Here is a 16,401-nt window from a genome sequence, read left to right as displayed (position 1 = left end):
AGACTCCTTGTGGTCTCCCCTTGCATCCCGCATTGCGTTGCTCCGCGTGGGGGAATCAGCAACCAAAAGCCGGTTTCTTTGGAGTGCGGCAGTCAAACTGCCGCACTTCATCCATACGCTGTACCCTTACGGACACCGGTTCATCGCTGCCGGCACCATACAGGGTGGCGCGGTCTGCTCAGGTGTGAACAGCGTCACCAGCTCGAAGAACTTGAAGTCGGGATCGGTGGTGTTGAGCAGGCGCACCAGCGTCATCGGCTGCAAGAGCACGTGATCCGACGCGCGCACGGTGTAGGTTCCCTTCGGCCCGTCGAAGGTCATGCTTTCGAGCGCGGCGATCATCCCCTCTGCCGTCGGATCGCCCTTGGTCGCTTCCAACGCCTTGACCAGCATAATCGCCGCGTTGAAGCCGCTCTCGGTGAAGAGATCAGGAGGAGTGCCGTAGGCTGCCTTGTGGCGCTCAGTGAACCACTTGTTGACCGGGTTGTCGAACAGGCTGTAGTGGTAGACGCTCACGCCGACCGAGCCGATTGCGTCAGCGTAGCCGTTGACCATGGTCTGGTTATCGCCGAAGCCGGTGGCAACCGTCATCACATCGAACACACCCAGTTGCTGCATCTGCTGGAACATCGGCACGAAGCCGGTGCCCGACCACGTAACGATCAATACCTCCGCCCCCGAATCGAGCAACTGGTTGATGTAGGGCGTGAAGTCGGTGGTGTCCGGCGGGGCAAAGACGGTGCCAGCGCCCTCGGCGGTGTCGTTGAGCACAAACTCACCGCCGAGCGCCTTCACCGTGGCGTAGAACGCGCCTGCCGAGCCGCGCCCGAAGGCGTTATCTTGGGCAATCTGGATGAACTTCTTGCCGGTCTGCAAGAGCGCGGCGCTCATCGTTAGCGCATCTTGCACACTGGTGCGTCCGGCGCGGAAGGTGTAGATGTTGAAGTTGTCGCCGGTGAGGGCGGGGGTCGCTGCCGGCGCAGCAATGTAGATAATCTTGTTTTCGGCGGCAACAGCCGAGATCGCCAGCGCCACTGGCGAGCTGGGCGAACCGACCAGCACATCGGCCCCGTCGCTCTCGATCGCTTCGCGGGCCAGCGCGACGCCGGTCTCAGGGGTGCTGGCGGTGTCTTTCACCACCACCTTGATCGGGCGGCCAGCCACCGCATTCGTGCCGTTGGTCGCATACTCTACACCGAGCGTGAAGCCACGCTCAAGCATGGGGCCGTAAATGGCGAGCAAGCCGGAGTTGTCGGTCATCAAGCCAACCACAATCGGTTCGTCAGTGGTGGCCGCAGTGGGGGCTGCGGTCGGCTGTGGGGCCGCGGTGGGCGCGGCGGTCGGTTGTGGGGCCGCAGTGGGGGCTGCGGTCGGCTGTGGGGCCGCGGTGGGCTGCGCGGTCTGGCCGCCGCCACAGGCGCTCAGCGCCAGCGCAAGAATCACTAATAACGTCATGGCAACACGGCGGACAAAGTGGGTACTCTGCATTGAACGGTCTCCTTCGACTAAGCTTTTCCTATCACCAGCGGGCTGACAAGGGGTGAATGACGTTTCCTGCGCGGGTTGCTGCTCTCCCGCACGGCTTCGTTCCCACCCTCCATCTACCCGAACAACAAATCAGTTCTGCGCCCTACTCCCTACCGCGGCGCCATCACAATCGCCTCACCATCGGTAATCAGGCGACCATCAGCGCCGGTACAGCGGGTCTGGAACGTCACCAACGGTTTGTCGGCGCGGATGTGGGTAATCGTTACCGTCGCGGTTAATGCTTCGCCAGCGCGTGCGCGATCGACAAAGGTCAGGTCTTGTTTGAGATAGACCGACCCGGAACCGGGCAATTCCACGCCGAGCAGGTAGGAAAAGAGCGCGCCGATCAGCGGCTCCGGCACAGTCTCGCCGGGCTGGTCGCCGCAGAGCGCAGCGTATTCGGTGATCAGGTCGTGATCGAACACCCGCTGCGCAGTGGCCTGCATCCCAACAGCAAGCTGTTTCACAGGTCTGCCTCCGTGATCATGGCGCGTTGCCGGTCAAGAAAAGCGTTGAGGCCAATGCTCGCTTCGATTGACCGGATCTGCGCGCAAAACAATTCCCGTTCGCGATCCAGTTCGGCGGCCAACCGGTCGCGTTCGCTCCAGAGCAACCGGCGGGTGCAGGCGATGCTCCCCGGCAACTGCGCCGCCATCTGATGGGCCACGGCTTGCGTCTCTTCGACGAGGTGGCTGGACGGCACGAGCCGGTTGGCTAAACCCCACGCTACCGCCTCAGCGGCGCTGATCGAGCGTTCGAGGAGCAGCGCCTCGGTGGCGCGCCGTTGGCCGATCAAGCGCGGCAAGAGCGTCGCCCACCCCCCTTCCGGGCTGAGGCCAAGGGTGGTGGTGTAGGCGGTAAAGCTGGCTTCCGGCGCAACTAAGACCACATCGGCAGCCAGCACCAACCCCATCGCACTGCCGTTAGCCGGCCCCTGCACGGCGACGATCAACGGCGCCGGCAGATCGATCAACTCCAACATCACGCGGTGTAGTTGCCGCAGCAACTCATCGGCGTACAACACGCGCTCGGCGTGACCGGCTAAGCTGGCGATGTCGATCCCGCGCGAGAACGACGGCCCGGCGGCTTGTAAGATCACTGACCGCACGCCATGGTGGTGGCGCGCGGCGGTTAGTGCGTCCAGCAGCGTGGCTAGCAACGCTGGCGTGAGTGGGTTGTGCTGCGCTGGCTGGTTGAGCGTGATCGCCACCACCGGGCCGTCAGGTTGGATGGTCACAACGTCATGCATGGATGATCTCAAGCACCGTCTCGCCGCTGCACGCCGCTTTGCCGTCACTGCGCACGACGCTCACCGCGCAACGAAGCTGTTTGCTATCGCTTTCCAGTACCTCGACGACGATCTCGATCTTTTCGCCGGCGAACACCGGGTTGGTAAAGCTGAGGGTCTGGCTGCGCTGCACGCCAGTTGGCGCTAGCGTGCGCAGCGCGGCCCTGATGTAGCCGTACAGCAACATGCCGTGGGCGATGGTGCGGCCAAAACGGGTAGTTGCTGCCACCGCCGGATCAATATGGATTGGGTTGGTATCGCCGCTCACCGCCGCAAAGCGATCAATGTCCGCTTGGCTGATGGTGTGTTCACGGTTGTACCGGGTGCCGGTTGAGATTGGCGTCATACAAGGTTCCTTATCGTATTTTGTAGGGACACAGCGCGCTGGATCCCTACGGGGTGCGTTGCCAATGTGCCGTCAATAATGTGACGAACCGGTCGGGCGCTTCGAGGTTGGCCGAATGGCCCACCCCGGCGATGATCTGCGCTTCAACTCCCAATGCCTCGGCGGCGCGTTTGACCGTCTCGACGGTGACGAGCGGGTCTAATTCGCCACCCATCACCAGCGCCGGCGCGCCAATGTTTCGTAAGGCGTCACCCGGTTTCCATGCGCGGAGGGCGTTGATCGCGCCGTTGGCTGCGCTGAGCCGCTGGCTATGCCCGATTGCAACCAACTCGCGCCAGAGATCGTCTTCCGAAGCGGTTGGCGCCATTGCCTTGATCGCCTGCGCAAAGAAGTCGGGGTTGTCTTTCAGCAGTTGCTGCCGCTCCGGTTGGTACACTTCGTCGGGCATGCCATCCACCCATGGCGGGGCCAGCACGGCAATCGTCAGCACGCGATCAGGCCGGTCAAGGGCGGCTTGCAATACCACCGCTGCTCCCAGCGAGTGCCCAACCAGATGGCACCCTTCAATCCCCAGTGCATCGGCGAAGTTCCACAGGTCAGCAGCCAACGACGGCATCGTGTAGTCGTGGTCAGGCCCCTGTGTCGCTCCGCGTCCACGCAGGTCGGGGGCCAAACCGCGGTGGCCGGCGGGCAATCGTTCGAGCACTCGCAGCCACCAGCCGCTGCTGGCCCAATTGCCATGCACGAAGATTACCGGTTCGCCGTGGCCGTAATCGAGATAATGCACATCGAGATCGCCGGCTTTGATGGTGGGCATAGGCCCTCCTTCCTCTTCCCTACCCTTTGCCTGCCAAATGCGCATGAAAAGCTGCGTTAAACTGCTCTGGATATTCGATGTACGGCGTGTGGCCGCAATTCTCAAACACCACTTCGCGGTACGAGCCGCCGGCGGCAGCGTAGCGTTCGAGCACGGCGCGGGTCTGGCTGATCATCGGCTGCGGCGGATGCGCTTCGGCGCCGGGCCAGTCGGGCAACACGCCAAGCTGGCCGAGTGTACCGACATCGAACAGCGACATATCGCTGACGATCTGGTCATCAGCGCCGCGCACCCACAAGATCGGCGGCTTGGGATCGGCTGCTACAAAGCGTTCAACTGAGTCACCTACATACAGGGGCGAGATGGCGTTGATCGGTCCCCACACTCCCGGCGCGATCCCCGGCCAGTTGGGTGACGGCTTAAAGTCGCCGGGGTAGCGTTGCGGCCCAACCTTCTCGCTGAGCAGCGAGAGCAGTAGTGCCTCTTCGCGGGCTGGGCGGAAGGGCGGTTTCCAGTAGTAGGTGTTCATCACCACGCGTGGCGCAGCCACCCCCGCCTCTTCAGTGGTATCACCCGCCGCCATCCGCTCGACAAACGCCTGATTCACCGTACCGCCACCCGATCCGGCCCCGTCTGGCCAGCAGAGTTCGCCGTTCAGCCCTTTGCAGCCGCCGAAGCCGTAGGGCGAGCCGGGAGCGGCCAACGTGGCGGTGGTGATCAGCTGCGGCGCGGCAGCGATCAGGTTGAACAGCACCACGCCGCCGAGCGAGTGACCAACCGCATGACAACGCTCAATGCCGAGCGTGTCGAGCAGGGCGAGCAGGTCATCCACCCAGTCGCCGCACCCGCGAGTAGCGTCGATCAAGAGGTCTTCGGTCTCGCCGTAGCCGCGCAGGTCAGGCGCGATCGCGCGAAAACCCGCCGGCAAGGCCAGCATCGTCTCTTCCCAGAAGGTCGCCGACGAAGCATTGCCATGCACGAAGAGCACCGGCTCGCCGTCAGCCGGGCCGCTGCTAAGGACGTGTATCTGCAAGCGTGGGGTTTGCACCATAGTGGACGTGATTCCGGGCATGGTGGGAATGTTGCTCATACTATGCTCCATTTGTTATGATGTCTAGCTGATACACGATAGGCGAGAGCGGGCGACTTGCCCGCCGGCCGTTTTTGCGGGCCGGCGGCCCGCGCTCCTCGTGCGAGCGGGGCGCGGGCGGCTCGCCCGCCAGTTGCTGGTGCGGTCCCTACGTTCCATCCTGTTGCAACATCCGCTTTAACGCCTGCTTGTCAATCTTGCCCGCCCCAGTCTTGGGCAGTTCGGAAAGGGTCACAACCCGTTTCGGCAGTTTATAGCGGGCTAAACGCGCGCCGGCAAACGCGAGCAGGTCTTGGTCAGAGAAGTCGCTGCCGGGGCGCACCACTACTGCCGCCCACCCCACTTCGCCCCAGTGCGGGTCGGGCATCCCCACCAGTGCCACTTCGGCGACGGCCGGGTGCCCGGCTAAGACACTCTCAACCTCGGCGGGATAGATGTTTTCGCCGCCAGAGATGATCACATCTTTCAACCTGCCTACAATGCGATAACATCCATCGGCAGCAACACTGGCCAGATCGCCAGTGTGCAGCCAGCCATCCACAAAGGCCGCCGCCGTCTCGGCGGGCCGCCGCCAATAGCCAGCGCAAACGTGCGGGCCGCGAATCTGCAATTCGCCAACTTCGTCGGGGCCGCAGAGGCGGCCATCATTCGCTACCACCCGCACATCAATGAACATCAGCGGGTAGCCGACCGCCCCCGGCTTAGCCCGCACCAGCTCTGGCGGCAGCCAGAAGGTGTTGGGGCCGGCTTCGGTCAGGCCGTAGCCGGTCTTAAAGTCGATGCCGCGCTCCCAGAAGGCGTGGAAGACCGGTTCGGGGCAGGGTGCGCCGCCGCTGATCACGATCCGCACACGGCTGAAGTCAACCGTTGGCCAGCGCGGGTGTTGCTGCATAGCGATGAACATCGTCGGCACGCCGAAGAAGAGCGTGGCTGGGCCGTGATCGATCAGATCGAAGACCTGATCGACGTTGAAGCCGCGACAGACGATCGAAGCGCCGCCAATCTGTACTAACGGCGCGGTAAAGACGTTGAGGCCGCCGGTGTGGAAGAGGGGCGCGTTAAGGATGGCTACATCGTCGGGTCGCAACTGCCAGCTCATCACCGTATTGACCGCGTTGGCGGTAATGCTGCGGTAGGTGAGGATGGATCCTTTCGGCAAGCCGGTGCTGCCGCCGGTGTAGCAGATGACCCACGGATCGTTCCAGCTCAGTGTGACCGGGGCGCATTCGGCGGGCAAAGTGTCGCGCTGGGCAATGGTTGGATGGGATGGATCGGCGGGTGACGCGCCGTCAATCGCCAGCCAGTGCGCGACCGAGGGCGCGTGCGCGCGCAGGGTGAGCGTCATCGCAGCGTATTCGGGGCCATAAGCCAGCACCTTCGGCTCGCCGTCGGCGATCAGATTGCTCAGCTCGGCAGCGGTCAGCCGCCAGTTGAGCGGTTGCAGGATCGCGCCGAGTTTAGCGCAGGCAAACCACAGATCGAGCAGATCGACGCAGTTTTGGGCCAACGTCGCCACCCGATCGCCCCGCTCAACACCTAACGCGCGCAGCAGATTGGCGGTGCGGTTCGCCACCGCATTCCACTCGCCATAAGTGACTGGGCGCATGCCATGCTGGGCATCGAACAGCGCCACTGTATGCGGTGACAACTGTGCGCGCCGGCCCAGCCAGTCGCCAAGGTTCATCACGTCCATGTGTTCCGTGCGGCGTCGCCGCCGCGATACGCGCAGATGCGCAACTTGCAGCCGGGGATTTGTGGTTGAGGGTAGCAGAAGGGGGTTGCGCGGCGGTTACAAATCGGTAACAGGCGGCAGCGTGGCGTCGCCGGCGCGCAGTCGGTCGGCCAGAGCGAGCGTGATCGGCGCCGGTTCCACCTCTAATTCGCGGGCCAGATGATCTACGCAGCGTTGGAAGACGCGCAGGGCGGCGGCGCGATTGCCTTGGCGAGCATGGGCCAGCATCAACAGCCGATAGGCCCGCTCCCAGCAGTTGTCGTAGCCAAGCATGCGTTCGGCGAGCGCAATCACCTCTTCGTCGCGTCCCTGCTCAGCCAGCGCTTGCGCCAACCGGTCGGCACTGCGCAAAAAGGTGTTGCGCAGCCGTTCCCGCTCGGCTTCGGCCCAACTCTCGTAGAGCGCGTCGGGCAAAAAGTCGCCGTGGTAGAGCTGCAGGGCCGCTTGCAGCCGCTGAATGCCGGCCTCGGTGCGGCCTTGATCGAGCAAACGCAACCCATCTGCGCACCCGGCGCTCAATTCGGCGCAATCGAGCCAAATATCAGCGGTGGGGCGCAGCCGGTAGGCGCTGCCGTCGCGTGCGATGAACGATGAGGTCGCCTCGCTGCGACTCGGTTCAAGCACCCGGTAGAGCGCGCTCAGTGCCACCTTAAAATCGCGGATCGCAGCTTCGGGGGCGAGGTGCGGCCACAGCATCTCGGCCAGCTCTTCGCGTTGCAACCAGCGGCTGCGATGGGCAATCAACGCCTGCAAGAGCTGGCGCGCCTTGTCACGCTGCCATTCGCGGGCCTCGATTTCGTGATCGCCGCGCCACACCCGAAACGCTCCCAGCGTCTGCACCCGCAACTGGTAGCCGGGGTGCGCTTCCAGCCCGCGCAGGCCGAGCGTCGCTAACAAGCGTTCGATATAGTCACGGTGATGGCCGCGCGCGCGGGCCGCCAGCACAACCGGCAGCGCGCGGCGCGGGTCGGTGAGACCGAGAAAGGTGGGACGGGTGAAGAGGTAGTCGTAGCCGTGGGCGGCGCTGAGCTCAAGCGCCTCGTTGATGGCCGCGATCGCCGCCGCATCCTGCCGTTGCTCGTGATAGGCAAGGGCTAGCCAGAGCGCCGCCGCCGCTTGACCGAACCGATCGCTGCACGCGCGCAGATCGGCGCGGGCGGCTAACAGCACTTCGTGCACTCGCTCCACCTGCCCGGCGATCAGATGGCTCACGCCGCGTTGCAGTTGGATCATCGCGCCTAACCAGAGATCGCCGGCCCACCGGCAAAACGCTTGGCCATCGGCGGCAGCGCTCTCGGCGGCGGCGAGATCGCCGGCCAAACCGTAGAGGCGAGTCAACCCCCACAGCGGTTCCACCCGCAGCCGATCCACCCCCAAGGCATTGCCTTCGGCCAAGGCTTTGCGGTAGTAGTCGAGCGCGTGGTCACGGGCGGCTGCGCCGGCAGTGGCGCTCTGCAACAACCACGCATGGCCAAGCCGGGCGTAGGCGACCGAGGTAATAAAGCGGGAATTGCGTTCAACCCCCACTTGCACACCCTCGCTCGCCATAGCCAGCGCCTGATCTACGTCACCCTCAAACGCGGCGATCAAAGCCAGCACCAGCGCCGCTTCGCGATGACCGCGCGGGGCCGGGGTCGCGCCGCGCGCCGTGGCCACTCGCTCGTGATCGCGCCACGCCTGTAACAAGGCCCGCGCTGCCGCCAACTGGCCGGTGCGCAGCTTAACCCGCGCCCTGAGCAGATCAGCCGCCGGACTAGCCGCGCGCAACTGGCTCGCTTGCTGCTGCAAGGCTTCAGCCTCGGCGGGTTGGCCCATATTGAGCTTATTCTCGGCCAGCAATTCCAGCACGCGGGCGCGGGCCACCTGATCCTCCAACCCCTCGCTGACCCGCAGCGCCTCTTGCAGCACACTCTCGGCTTGGGCCGGCTGTACTTGATCGATGTAGACCAGCGCCTGCCCGTACAGAGCGCGGGCCAGCTCAGCCCGATCACCCTGCTGGCGGCTCGTCGCTTCAGCTTGGGCATACCAGTTCCGGGCCTCGTCGAAGCGGGCGCGCAGCCGGTAGAGGTCGCCGAGGTAGCATTGCAGCCGGGGCCGGTTGGCGATCAACTCCGCCGGCAGCGCATCAATCCAGCCGGCCACAGTATCGAGCCGGCCATTGCGCAACGCCTCTTCACCGGCGGCCTCAATCGCATCAGCGGCGATTGCGCCTTCACCGGCGGCAAACCAGTGATAGATCGCCTCTTCGTCGAGGCCGGTGGCAGCGTAGTGCTGCGCTGCCCGCCGGTGGCGCGCAGCCAAATCGGGATCGTGGCGGGCCTGCTGGCGCAAAAAGTCGTGAAACAGGTGATGGTAACGATAGTGATCGGCCCCCAAGTCAACCACAAAGAGATCGCGATCGCGCACCTGCGCCAACCGTTCGGCGCTGTCAGCGGCTTGACGCACCGCATCGCAAGCCGCCGCGGTCAGCACGCGCAACGGCGCCGTCGTGCGCAAAAATGCGGCAATCTCCGGCGGCTGGCGATCGAGCACATCGCAGGCCAGAAAGTCGAACAACGCTGCCAGCGAAGCTGGGCCGTTCGCCAGCAATTCCGCCACGCTCCGCGCCTGCCCGCCGCGCAACCCCTGCCAGACCAGTTGCAACGCAATCGGCCAACCTTCCGTTTGATGGCTGAGCAAATCGACATCAGCGGCGCTCAACGGCATACCAAAGACCTCGGCGAAGAGCGCGGCAATCTCGTCGCGAGTAAAAGCCAACGCCTCGCGGTTCAATTCCAGCACCTCGCCGCGTGCGCGCCAGCGCACCAACTCGCCGCTGACAATCGGGTAACGGGTGGCAATCAACAAACTCAACCATGGCGGCGCGTAGGTGATCAGCCGTTCGGTCAAGGCGCGGATCTCGGTGGATGCCGTCACGAAGTGATAGTCATCGAGAATGAGTAGGGTTGGCCGGGGAGCAACACCGGCCAGCGCATTCAGCAACCCGTCGAGCGCCTGCGTCCACGCCGTCCGATCGGCGGGACGGGCGTGCAGCACCGCCTGCGCTTCCGGCGCGCCTTGCGGCAACACCGGCGCGCAGGCTGCGGTCAAATAGGTCAAAAACGTCACCGGATCGCGGTCGCTCTCGCCAATCGTATACCAGCAGACCGTCTGCGCACTGGCCGCCAGTTCAGCCAGCGCCGTGGTCTTGCCATAGCCAGCGCCGGCTTGCACTAGCGTCACCCGATAATCAAACGCCTCGCGCAAGCGCGCCGTGACTGCCGGGCGCACCAGCCGGTAACGGTGCGGTCGCGGCGGCGCGACTTTAGACTGCAACAACACTGTCTCCTCACGCACCATAGCGGTATGGTGATACAGGGCCACTGATAGTACCGAGTATTATACCAGCAGCGCGAAGGGAAGCGGAGGCGCAGAGGGCGCAAAGGTGCCGTAGAGCCTTCCGTAGAGGGTGCAGAGATTTGTAACGCAAAGGCGCGAAAGGCGCAAAGATTTTGGGGGAAGTGCCGCACTCCGGTTGTCATTGCGAGCCGCCGGAGGCGGCGAACCAGCTCCCGCACCCCGGTTGTCATTGCGAGCCGCCGGAGGCGAGGCAAGCTCCCCCTTCAGCGGGAGCGATCCACTCAGGCATATCATCCGCTGAAGGAGGGGATTGCTTCGGGCGCTGCGCGCCCTCGCAATGACATATTCCGCTCTGCGTCCTCTGTGCCCTCGGCGGTAGAAAAGACACAAAAACGGACGATTGTTGTGCCTTTTGCGTATCTTTGTGGCTATTCCTGCCTGCTTGGTGTGTACCCCTGCCCCCTTTGCCTATTCCCCGCCACCTACGGTATACTTCATAGCGGCGTAGTCTTCTGAACTAAGGAGCATTGGCTATGAGCAGCGCAATGATCGGTGTGATCGGCGGAAGCGGGCTGTACGCAATGCCTGATCTCAAAAACCCGGAAGAGGTGCGCCTGACGACGCCGTTTGGCGATCCGAGCGATGCGTTTATCATCGGCGAATTGGAAGGCCGGCGGGTAGCGTTTTTGCCCCGGCACGGGCGAAGCCACCGTCTCAATCCCAGCGAAGTGCCGGCGCGGGCCAATATCTATGCCTTTAAGCTGTTGGGCGTGCGGGCGCTGATCTCGGTCAGCGCGGTCGGTTCGCTGCGCGAAGATTACGCTCCCGGTCACGCGGTCATTCCCGACCAGATCTTCGATCGCACCAAGGGCATTCGTCCCGCAACCTTCTTTGAAGGCGGCGTCGTGGCCCACGTGAGCTTTGACCGGCCCTTCTGCCCGAACCTGAGCAATATGCTCTTGCACGCGGCGCAAACCGCCGGCGCGGTGGTGCATCAAGGCGGGACGCTGGTGGTGATGGAGGGACCGCAGTTTTCGACCAAGGCTGAGAGTGAAGAAAATCGCCGCCGCGGCCATAGCCTGATCGGAATGACGGCGTTACCCGAAGCCAAGCTGGCCCGTGAGGCCGAGATTGCCTATGCTACGCTGGCGATGGTGACTGATTACGATGTCTGGCATCCTGAACACGATGCGGTAACGGTTGAGCAAGTGATTCGGGTGCTGAATGCGAATGTGGCCCTCTCGCAGCAGATTGTGCGTTTGGCGGTGGCCCAGATCGATGAGAACTTTACCAGTCCGGCCCACGATGCGCTGCGCTATGCGATTATCACCCATCCTGATTATATTCCCGCCACCGTCAAAGAGCAGTTAGCGCCGATTGCCGGCCGGTATTGGTCGTAAGATGACACCTCAATCTGAGATTCGGATTATCCCGTTGCGCGGCATTGGCGAGGTGCGGCCGGGTGATGATCTGGCCGCAATCCTCGCTGTGGCGATCGATGATATTGGCGGATTAGTAGCCGGTGATATTCTGGTTGTCACCCAGAAGATTGTCTCGAAGGCCGAGGGCCGGTTGGTTGATCCGGCTACGATTGAGCCGTCGCCGTTTGCCCATCAGATTGCCCGCACCGCCAAAAAAGATGCCCGCTATCAAGAGGTGGTCTTGCGCGAGAGCAAGCGAATCGTCAAGATGGCGAACGGCGTGCTCATTACCGAAACCCATCACGGGTTTGTCTGCGCCAACAGCGGGGTTGATGAGTCGAACGTCGATGGCGGAAGGCGGTTGGCGTTGCTGCCGGTTGATCCCGACGCCAGCGCCACTGCGTTGCGCGCCGCTTTGGCTGCCCGCTACGATCACGCGCCGGCGGTGATCATTACCGACACCTTTGGCCGGCCATGGCGCGAAGGGCAGGTTAATGTCGCGATTGGCGTCGCCGGTATCGCCCCGCTGCGCGATTTCGCCGGTGTTGATGACTCCTACGGCTATACGATGCAGGCCACGTTGATCGCCATCGCTGATGAGCTGGCTGCCGCCGCCGAGTTGGTGATGGGCAAGATCGATCGCGTGCCGGCGGCGCTGGTGCGCGGCTACCAGTACCAACCGAGCGAGACGGCCACTGCGCGCCAGTTGATCCGCGATCCTCGCTTTGATCTGTTCCGGTGATGGTTTTAGATGTGTGCCAGAGGACGCGGAGGATATGCGTGTCTCCTCTGCGTTCTCTGTGGTGAAAAACTATGGACTTTTTGACGCTGGCTCAAACCCGCCGCACTGTGCGTGCCTTTCTGCCCGATCCGCCGCCACGGGCCGCTATCGAGCAGATCCTCACCGCCGCTAGTTGGGCGCCATCGCCCCACGGTCGCCAGCCGTGGCGGTTTGTGGTGGTTGAATCGACTGAACGCAAAGCGGCCTTGGCCGAGGCGATGGGCGAAGCGTGGCGCTACCACCTCAGTCTCGACGGTCACGATCCAGCGACGATTGAACAGCGGCTGCAACGCTCGCGGGAGCGGGTGCTCAATGCGCCGGTGATCATCATTCCCTGCCTCTATCTGAACGATCTGGATGTCTATCCTGATCCCGACCGGCAGACCGCCGAGACGACGATGGCCATCCAGAGTTTGGGGTGCGCGGTGCAGAATATGCTCTTGGCGGCATTTGCGCTGGGGTTGGCGGCGGGTTGGATGTGCGCGCCGCTGTTTGCGCCGGCGGCAGTGCGGGCCGCGCTCGAACTGGACGATGATCTGCACCCGCAGGCGCTGATCCCCATCGGCTATCTGGCCCAAGAACCGAAACGCCGCCCGCGCCGGTTATTGAGCGAGTTGGTAGTCGGGTGGATGTGACCGCGCGTTACGATGCCCCGCCAATATCTTGCCAGCTGAGCGTGCGGTAGGCGCTGTAGCCAAAGATCGCGCTGTAGACGGCGATCACGATGATCGCTTGCCATTGCGACGGCAACAGATTGAGATCGAGCGCCGAGGTCAGCACACTCTGGTCAAGCCCAAACATCCGGCTGTTTTCGACCACTAGCCGGTTGATATTCGGTTGCAGCAAGAGATTGACCAGCGTGCGGATCAGCGGATCGACCGCGCCGATCGTATTGAGCGATCCGGCGCTGACATCGAAGGCAAGAAAGATCAAACCGCCGCCGACCCCGGCAATCACCGAGCGCCCAAAGATGGCGCTCGCCGCAGCGATCAGCGTGTAGGGAAGCATCACCAATAGCGCCCGCACCATACTAACCGGCAGCAAGAGCAGGTCAACCGCACTGAGCTGCTGCGGCAAGCCGAGTATGCTGCTAAAGAGTAACGCTAGCAAGACGCCAACAATCAGCGTGATGACCATCGCCGCCAGCAGGGCGAGTTGCAACGCAACCAGTTTGGCCAGCAGGTACGCGCCGCGGTTGGGGGCGCGGGTGAGCAAGATGCGTAACGTGCCCCAATTAAAATCGCTGCCAAAGATTCCCGCGGTCAAGATCACTGCCAGAATGCCGCCGGTGCCGTTGATCGCGCTCAGCATAGCGCCAAACACGCCGGGCAAGCTGAGTTGGCGCTTAATCTGCTCGATCGCCGCCGCGCTGAGCAAGCCAAACGTCACTTCGCCGCCGCTGAAGGTTCCTTCTTGCAGTGCCATCACCAAAAACCAGAGCGTCTGTTGCAAGATGGTCAACGCCAGAAAAATGCCCAGCAGCAACAACGCCATTGGCCGGCGCGCGATCTTCATCCATTCGGCAGCCAGCAGGTTGGTGAACATCGTGCGGGTGTCCACGGTTGGATGCCTTTCGGGTGATAGCTAGCTGATCCGATGTGATCTGTCGTAAGCCCACTGCTCTCTAACGGAGCCGTTCGGAGTGCGGCAGGTTGACTGCCGCACTCCATACCTAGTATTGTTCTCATCGCCAGCGATTACTTCGCTATCGGCAGCTTGCAGTGATACATATCAACGTAACGAGCAATGAACGCCTCTTGTGGAGTGCAGCAGTTTGACGGTCGCATTCCATAGGCGCTACGGTTCAGCTTTGGTAACAGTCAAGAAAAACTCTTCCAGCGAACTGTTGCTGACCCCAATCTCAGCCACCACAATATCAGCTTTGATCAGCAGCGCATTGATCTCGGCGGTGCGGTCAGCAGGCGCATCAACGATCAGCGCATCGCCTTGCACGGTAACGCTGCTCACCCATGCCAACCCGCGCAAGAGGCTCACTGCTGGCCCCGGATCACCCTGCACCCGCACGCGCACGCCTTGCCCGCGTCGCAGCAGAGTGGCGACTTCGCCAGTGACAATCAGCTTGCCCTCTTTCATAATCGCCACCCGCTGGCACAGTTGCTCGACCTCGTGCAGCAAGTGGCTACAGAGCAAGATGGTGCGTCCACCGGCAGCCAAATCGCGGATCAGGTTGCGAATCTCGACTGTTCCCGCCGGATCAAGGCCGTTAGTTGGCTCATCGAGCATAATCAATTCGGGGTCGGGCAAGAGTGCAGCCGCAATCGCCAGCCGTTGCTTCATCCCCTGCGAGTAGGTAGACACTTTATCGCGTGCACGGTCGCTCAGCTCAACAATCTCAAGCACGCGCTGTACCCGCTCAAGCGGAATACCGCCGGCGCGGGCCAAGACGCGCAGATTGTCGGTGCCGCTCAGGTAGGGATAGAACGCCGGTGCTTCGATCATTGCACCCACCCGCTGTAAAGCTAGCGCTGGCTCGCGCTGCACGTCGTAGCCGAGCACGAGGGCACGCCCCTTCGTCGGCTTAACCAGCCCTAGCAACATGGCGATCGTGGTGGTCTTGCCTGCGCCGTTCGGGCCGAGGAAGCCGAATACTTCACCTTTACTAACGGTGAGGTTGAGCTGATCGACGGCCAGCCGTTTGCCGTAGCGTTTGGTGAGTTCGATCGTTTCGATGGCGTTCATGGCGCGTTCCGTGGCAGTGTTGCTTGGCCTAATGATACCACAACGAGCCTTGCGGAAGGATGTTGTTACCGCCGAAGCCGCCGTGAGGGCCATTGTTTACTCTGCGCTCTCTGCGGTAAAAAAGCCTATCATCCCTCTGCGCCTCCCCGTCCTTTGCGGTAAAAAACTGCCCTCTCCGCACCCTCTGCGGTAAAAAGGCTATCCCCTTGCCGTGCCATCCAACAACCGCATCAGCGTCACATCGCCGCGCACCGCTGCCCGCGCCGCCGCCCGCCCGCAGAGCGCGCCGATCACGTTGCCGGTGCCGTTGTACGCGCCGATCGCCCACACATTGGGCCTGACTTGGCGGGCGATCGGCAAGATGCTATCTCTGCGATAAGCCACCTGCGCCGCCCAGCGTCGTTCGACCAGCGCGCGGCTGCCGATCCGCTCGTGCAGGATCTGTTCCAGCGCAGCTTGCACCGACGCCGACGGTTGCGGCGGCGCGTCCCATTCCTCGGCGGCAAACCGATCGCGGCAGCCGCCGAGCGCGATGCGTCCATCAGGTAACTGTTGCCAGTAATCGTAGCCCCAGCGGGTGTAGACTGGGCGGGGAAGAGCGCAAGCTGGGTCAGGCGCCGTCGCCAGCATCTGCAAGCGGGCTGAGCGCAAAATGCCGCGCAGCTCTGGCGCCAGCCGTTCGAGACCGCCATCAACAGCAATAATCACGTGCCGGGCCACGATTCGTCCCTGCGGACATTGTACGGTTGTGCCTTCGATCGCCAGCGCCGGGGTATGGGTAAAGAGCAGCGCCCCGCCTTGCCGGGCTTGCTCGGCTAACAACCGGTACCGGTGCAGCGGCTGAAACGCGCCATCGGTAGGCAGCAACAACCCCTCACCCTCTGGGCCGCGGTATGGCTCGACCGGCAAATCATCTGCCCGCATCGCCTGCAATTGAGCGTTACAGTCGGCGGCCTCTTCCGGTGAAGCGGCGATGCGCAGCGATCCGACCCGGCGCACAATCCCCGGCATTGCGGCGGCCATACGCTCGATTTCGGCGATCGTGAGCCGGTAGATCGCTGCGGCCTGCTCGCGCCCGATGGCGGTCACCGCATCATGGTAAAACGCTGCTAGCCCGGCTAGCAAAAAGCCGCCGTTGCGCCCGGCTGCACCGCTACCCACCGCAGCGGCATCAATGCCGGCGACGCGCACCCTTAGCTCGAGCAACTCGTGGATGCAGGTCAAGCCCGATCCGCCCAACCCGATCACACAGACATCAACCGCAATCGTTTCCGCGAGAGGCGGATAAAGCGGGTCGGGGGTATCGTGCCAAACCGGTTGGTTATCTGATGAAAGCGAAAGGGTCATTGTCGCAACCGGC

At 63.1% G+C, this 16,401-nt stretch carries 14 protein-coding genes; 3 read left to right on the top strand and 11 right to left on the bottom strand.

The window, feature by feature from the left end; genetic code table 11:
• Nucleotides 1–126 precede the first annotated feature (126 nt).
• The 8 genes from U9R61_RS16475 to U9R61_RS16440 form a co-directional block, all read right to left on the bottom strand.
• Nucleotides 127–1,488: a substrate-binding domain-containing protein gene (locus U9R61_RS16475; protein ID WP_322489901.1), complete on the bottom strand. Its 1,362-nt coding sequence runs from the start codon at nt 1,486–1,488 to the stop codon at nt 127–129.
• 149 nt (nt 1,489–1,637) lie between these two features.
• The gene (locus tag U9R61_RS16470; RefSeq protein WP_322489900.1) at nt 1,638–1,994 is read right to left on the bottom strand and encodes a hypothetical protein; all 357 of its coding nucleotides are present in this window, start codon (nt 1,992–1,994) and stop codon (nt 1,638–1,640) included.
• Complete coding sequence (locus U9R61_RS16465) at nt 1,991–2,776, bottom strand: enoyl-CoA hydratase/isomerase family protein (RefSeq protein ID WP_322489899.1); 786 nt, start codon at nt 2,774–2,776, stop codon at nt 1,991–1,993. The genes U9R61_RS16470 and U9R61_RS16465 overlap by 4 nt, the downstream gene beginning before the upstream one ends.
• The gene (locus U9R61_RS16460) at nt 2,769–3,161 is read right to left on the bottom strand and encodes a MaoC family dehydratase (protein WP_322489898.1); all 393 of its coding nucleotides are present in this window, start codon (nt 3,159–3,161) and stop codon (nt 2,769–2,771) included. The genes U9R61_RS16465 and U9R61_RS16460 overlap by 8 nt, the downstream gene beginning before the upstream one ends.
• A gap of 46 nt (nt 3,162–3,207) precedes the next feature.
• Nucleotides 3,208–3,978, bottom strand: a complete 771-nt coding sequence (locus U9R61_RS16455) for an alpha/beta hydrolase (protein ID WP_322489897.1) — start codon at nt 3,976–3,978, stop codon at nt 3,208–3,210.
• A 19-nt stretch (nt 3,979–3,997) separates the two neighbouring features.
• Nucleotides 3,998–5,068, bottom strand: coding sequence for an alpha/beta hydrolase (locus U9R61_RS16450; RefSeq protein WP_322489896.1), 1,071 nt, complete (start codon nt 5,066–5,068; stop codon nt 3,998–4,000).
• A 148-nt stretch (nt 5,069–5,216) separates the two neighbouring features.
• Nucleotides 5,217–6,761: a long-chain fatty acid--CoA ligase gene (locus U9R61_RS16445; protein WP_322489895.1), complete on the bottom strand. Its 1,545-nt coding sequence runs from the start codon at nt 6,759–6,761 to the stop codon at nt 5,217–5,219.
• 96 nt (nt 6,762–6,857) lie between these two features.
• Nucleotides 6,858–10,121, bottom strand: a complete 3,264-nt coding sequence (locus U9R61_RS16440) for a BTAD domain-containing putative transcriptional regulator (RefSeq protein ID WP_322489939.1) — start codon at nt 10,119–10,121, stop codon at nt 6,858–6,860.
• 551 nt (nt 10,122–10,672) lie between these two features.
• Between U9R61_RS16440 and mtnP the strand changes: the two genes are divergently transcribed.
• From mtnP to U9R61_RS16425, 3 genes are all read left to right on the top strand, one after another.
• Nucleotides 10,673–11,539 carry an S-methyl-5'-thioadenosine phosphorylase gene (gene mtnP, locus U9R61_RS16435; protein ID WP_322489894.1) on the top strand — a complete coding sequence of 289 codons (867 nt, stop codon included), beginning with the start codon at nt 10,673–10,675 and terminating at the stop codon, nt 11,537–11,539.
• Between the two features lies 1 nt (nt 11,540).
• Nucleotides 11,541–12,302 carry a coenzyme F420-0:L-glutamate ligase gene (cofE, locus tag U9R61_RS16430; RefSeq protein ID WP_322489893.1) on the top strand — a complete coding sequence of 254 codons (762 nt, stop codon included), beginning with the start codon at nt 11,541–11,543 and terminating at the stop codon, nt 12,300–12,302.
• A gap of 71 nt (nt 12,303–12,373) precedes the next feature.
• Nucleotides 12,374–12,976: a nitroreductase family protein gene (locus tag U9R61_RS16425; protein ID WP_322489892.1), complete on the top strand. Its 603-nt coding sequence runs from the start codon at nt 12,374–12,376 to the stop codon at nt 12,974–12,976.
• A 7-nt stretch (nt 12,977–12,983) separates the two neighbouring features.
• Here U9R61_RS16425 and U9R61_RS16420 read toward each other — a convergent pair whose 3' ends face one another.
• From U9R61_RS16420 to U9R61_RS16410, 3 genes are all read right to left on the bottom strand, one after another.
• Nucleotides 12,984–13,901 (bottom strand): ABC transporter permease subunit, encoded by a 918-nt coding sequence (locus U9R61_RS16420; protein WP_322489891.1) that lies wholly within the window; start codon nt 13,899–13,901, stop codon nt 12,984–12,986.
• Nucleotides 13,902–14,138: 237 nt separating this feature from the next.
• Complete coding sequence (locus U9R61_RS16415; protein WP_322489890.1) at nt 14,139–15,041, bottom strand: ABC transporter ATP-binding protein; 903 nt, start codon at nt 15,039–15,041, stop codon at nt 14,139–14,141.
• Between the two features lie 198 nt (nt 15,042–15,239).
• Nucleotides 15,240–16,388, bottom strand: coding sequence for an FAD-binding oxidoreductase (locus U9R61_RS16410; RefSeq protein ID WP_322489889.1), 1,149 nt, complete (start codon nt 16,386–16,388; stop codon nt 15,240–15,242).
• Nucleotides 16,389–16,401: the final 13 nt, after the last annotated feature.

The sequence above is a fragment of the Chloroflexus sp. genome (genome assembly GCF_034431535.1).
In the GTDB taxonomy this organism is placed as follows: Bacteria; Chloroflexota; Chloroflexia; order Chloroflexales; family Chloroflexaceae; genus Chloroflexus.
Note: the sequence above shows the minus strand (reverse complement) of the source record. Positions and strands in the feature narration are given on the sequence as shown.

Coding starts and splice junctions, on each gene's coding strand:
- U9R61_RS16460 (WP_322489898.1), bottom strand. CDS start 3,161: ATGACGCCAATCTCAACCGGCACCCGGTACAACCGTGAACACACCATC.
- U9R61_RS16425 (WP_322489892.1), top strand. CDS start 12,374: ATGGACTTTTTGACGCTGGCTCAAACCCGCCGCACTGTGCGTGCCTTT.
- U9R61_RS16445 (WP_322489895.1), bottom strand. CDS start 6,761: ATGGACGTGATGAACCTTGGCGACTGGCTGGGCCGGCGCGCACAGTTG.
- U9R61_RS16410 (WP_322489889.1), bottom strand. CDS start 16,388: ATGACCCTTTCGCTTTCATCAGATAACCAACCGGTTTGGCACGATACC.
- U9R61_RS16450 (WP_322489896.1), bottom strand. CDS start 5,068: ATGAGCAACATTCCCACCATGCCCGGAATCACGTCCACTATGGTGCAA.
- U9R61_RS16475 (WP_322489901.1), bottom strand. CDS start 1,488: ATGCAGAGTACCCACTTTGTCCGCCGTGTTGCCATGACGTTATTAGTG.
- U9R61_RS16455 (WP_322489897.1), bottom strand. CDS start 3,978: ATGCCCACCATCAAAGCCGGCGATCTCGATGTGCATTATCTCGATTAC.
- cofE (WP_322489893.1), top strand. CDS start 11,541: ATGACACCTCAATCTGAGATTCGGATTATCCCGTTGCGCGGCATTGGC.
- U9R61_RS16415 (WP_322489890.1), bottom strand. CDS start 15,041: ATGAACGCCATCGAAACGATCGAACTCACCAAACGCTACGGCAAACGG.
- U9R61_RS16465 (WP_322489899.1), bottom strand. CDS start 2,776: ATGCATGACGTTGTGACCATCCAACCTGACGGCCCGGTGGTGGCGATC.
- mtnP (WP_322489894.1), top strand. CDS start 10,673: ATGAGCAGCGCAATGATCGGTGTGATCGGCGGAAGCGGGCTGTACGCA.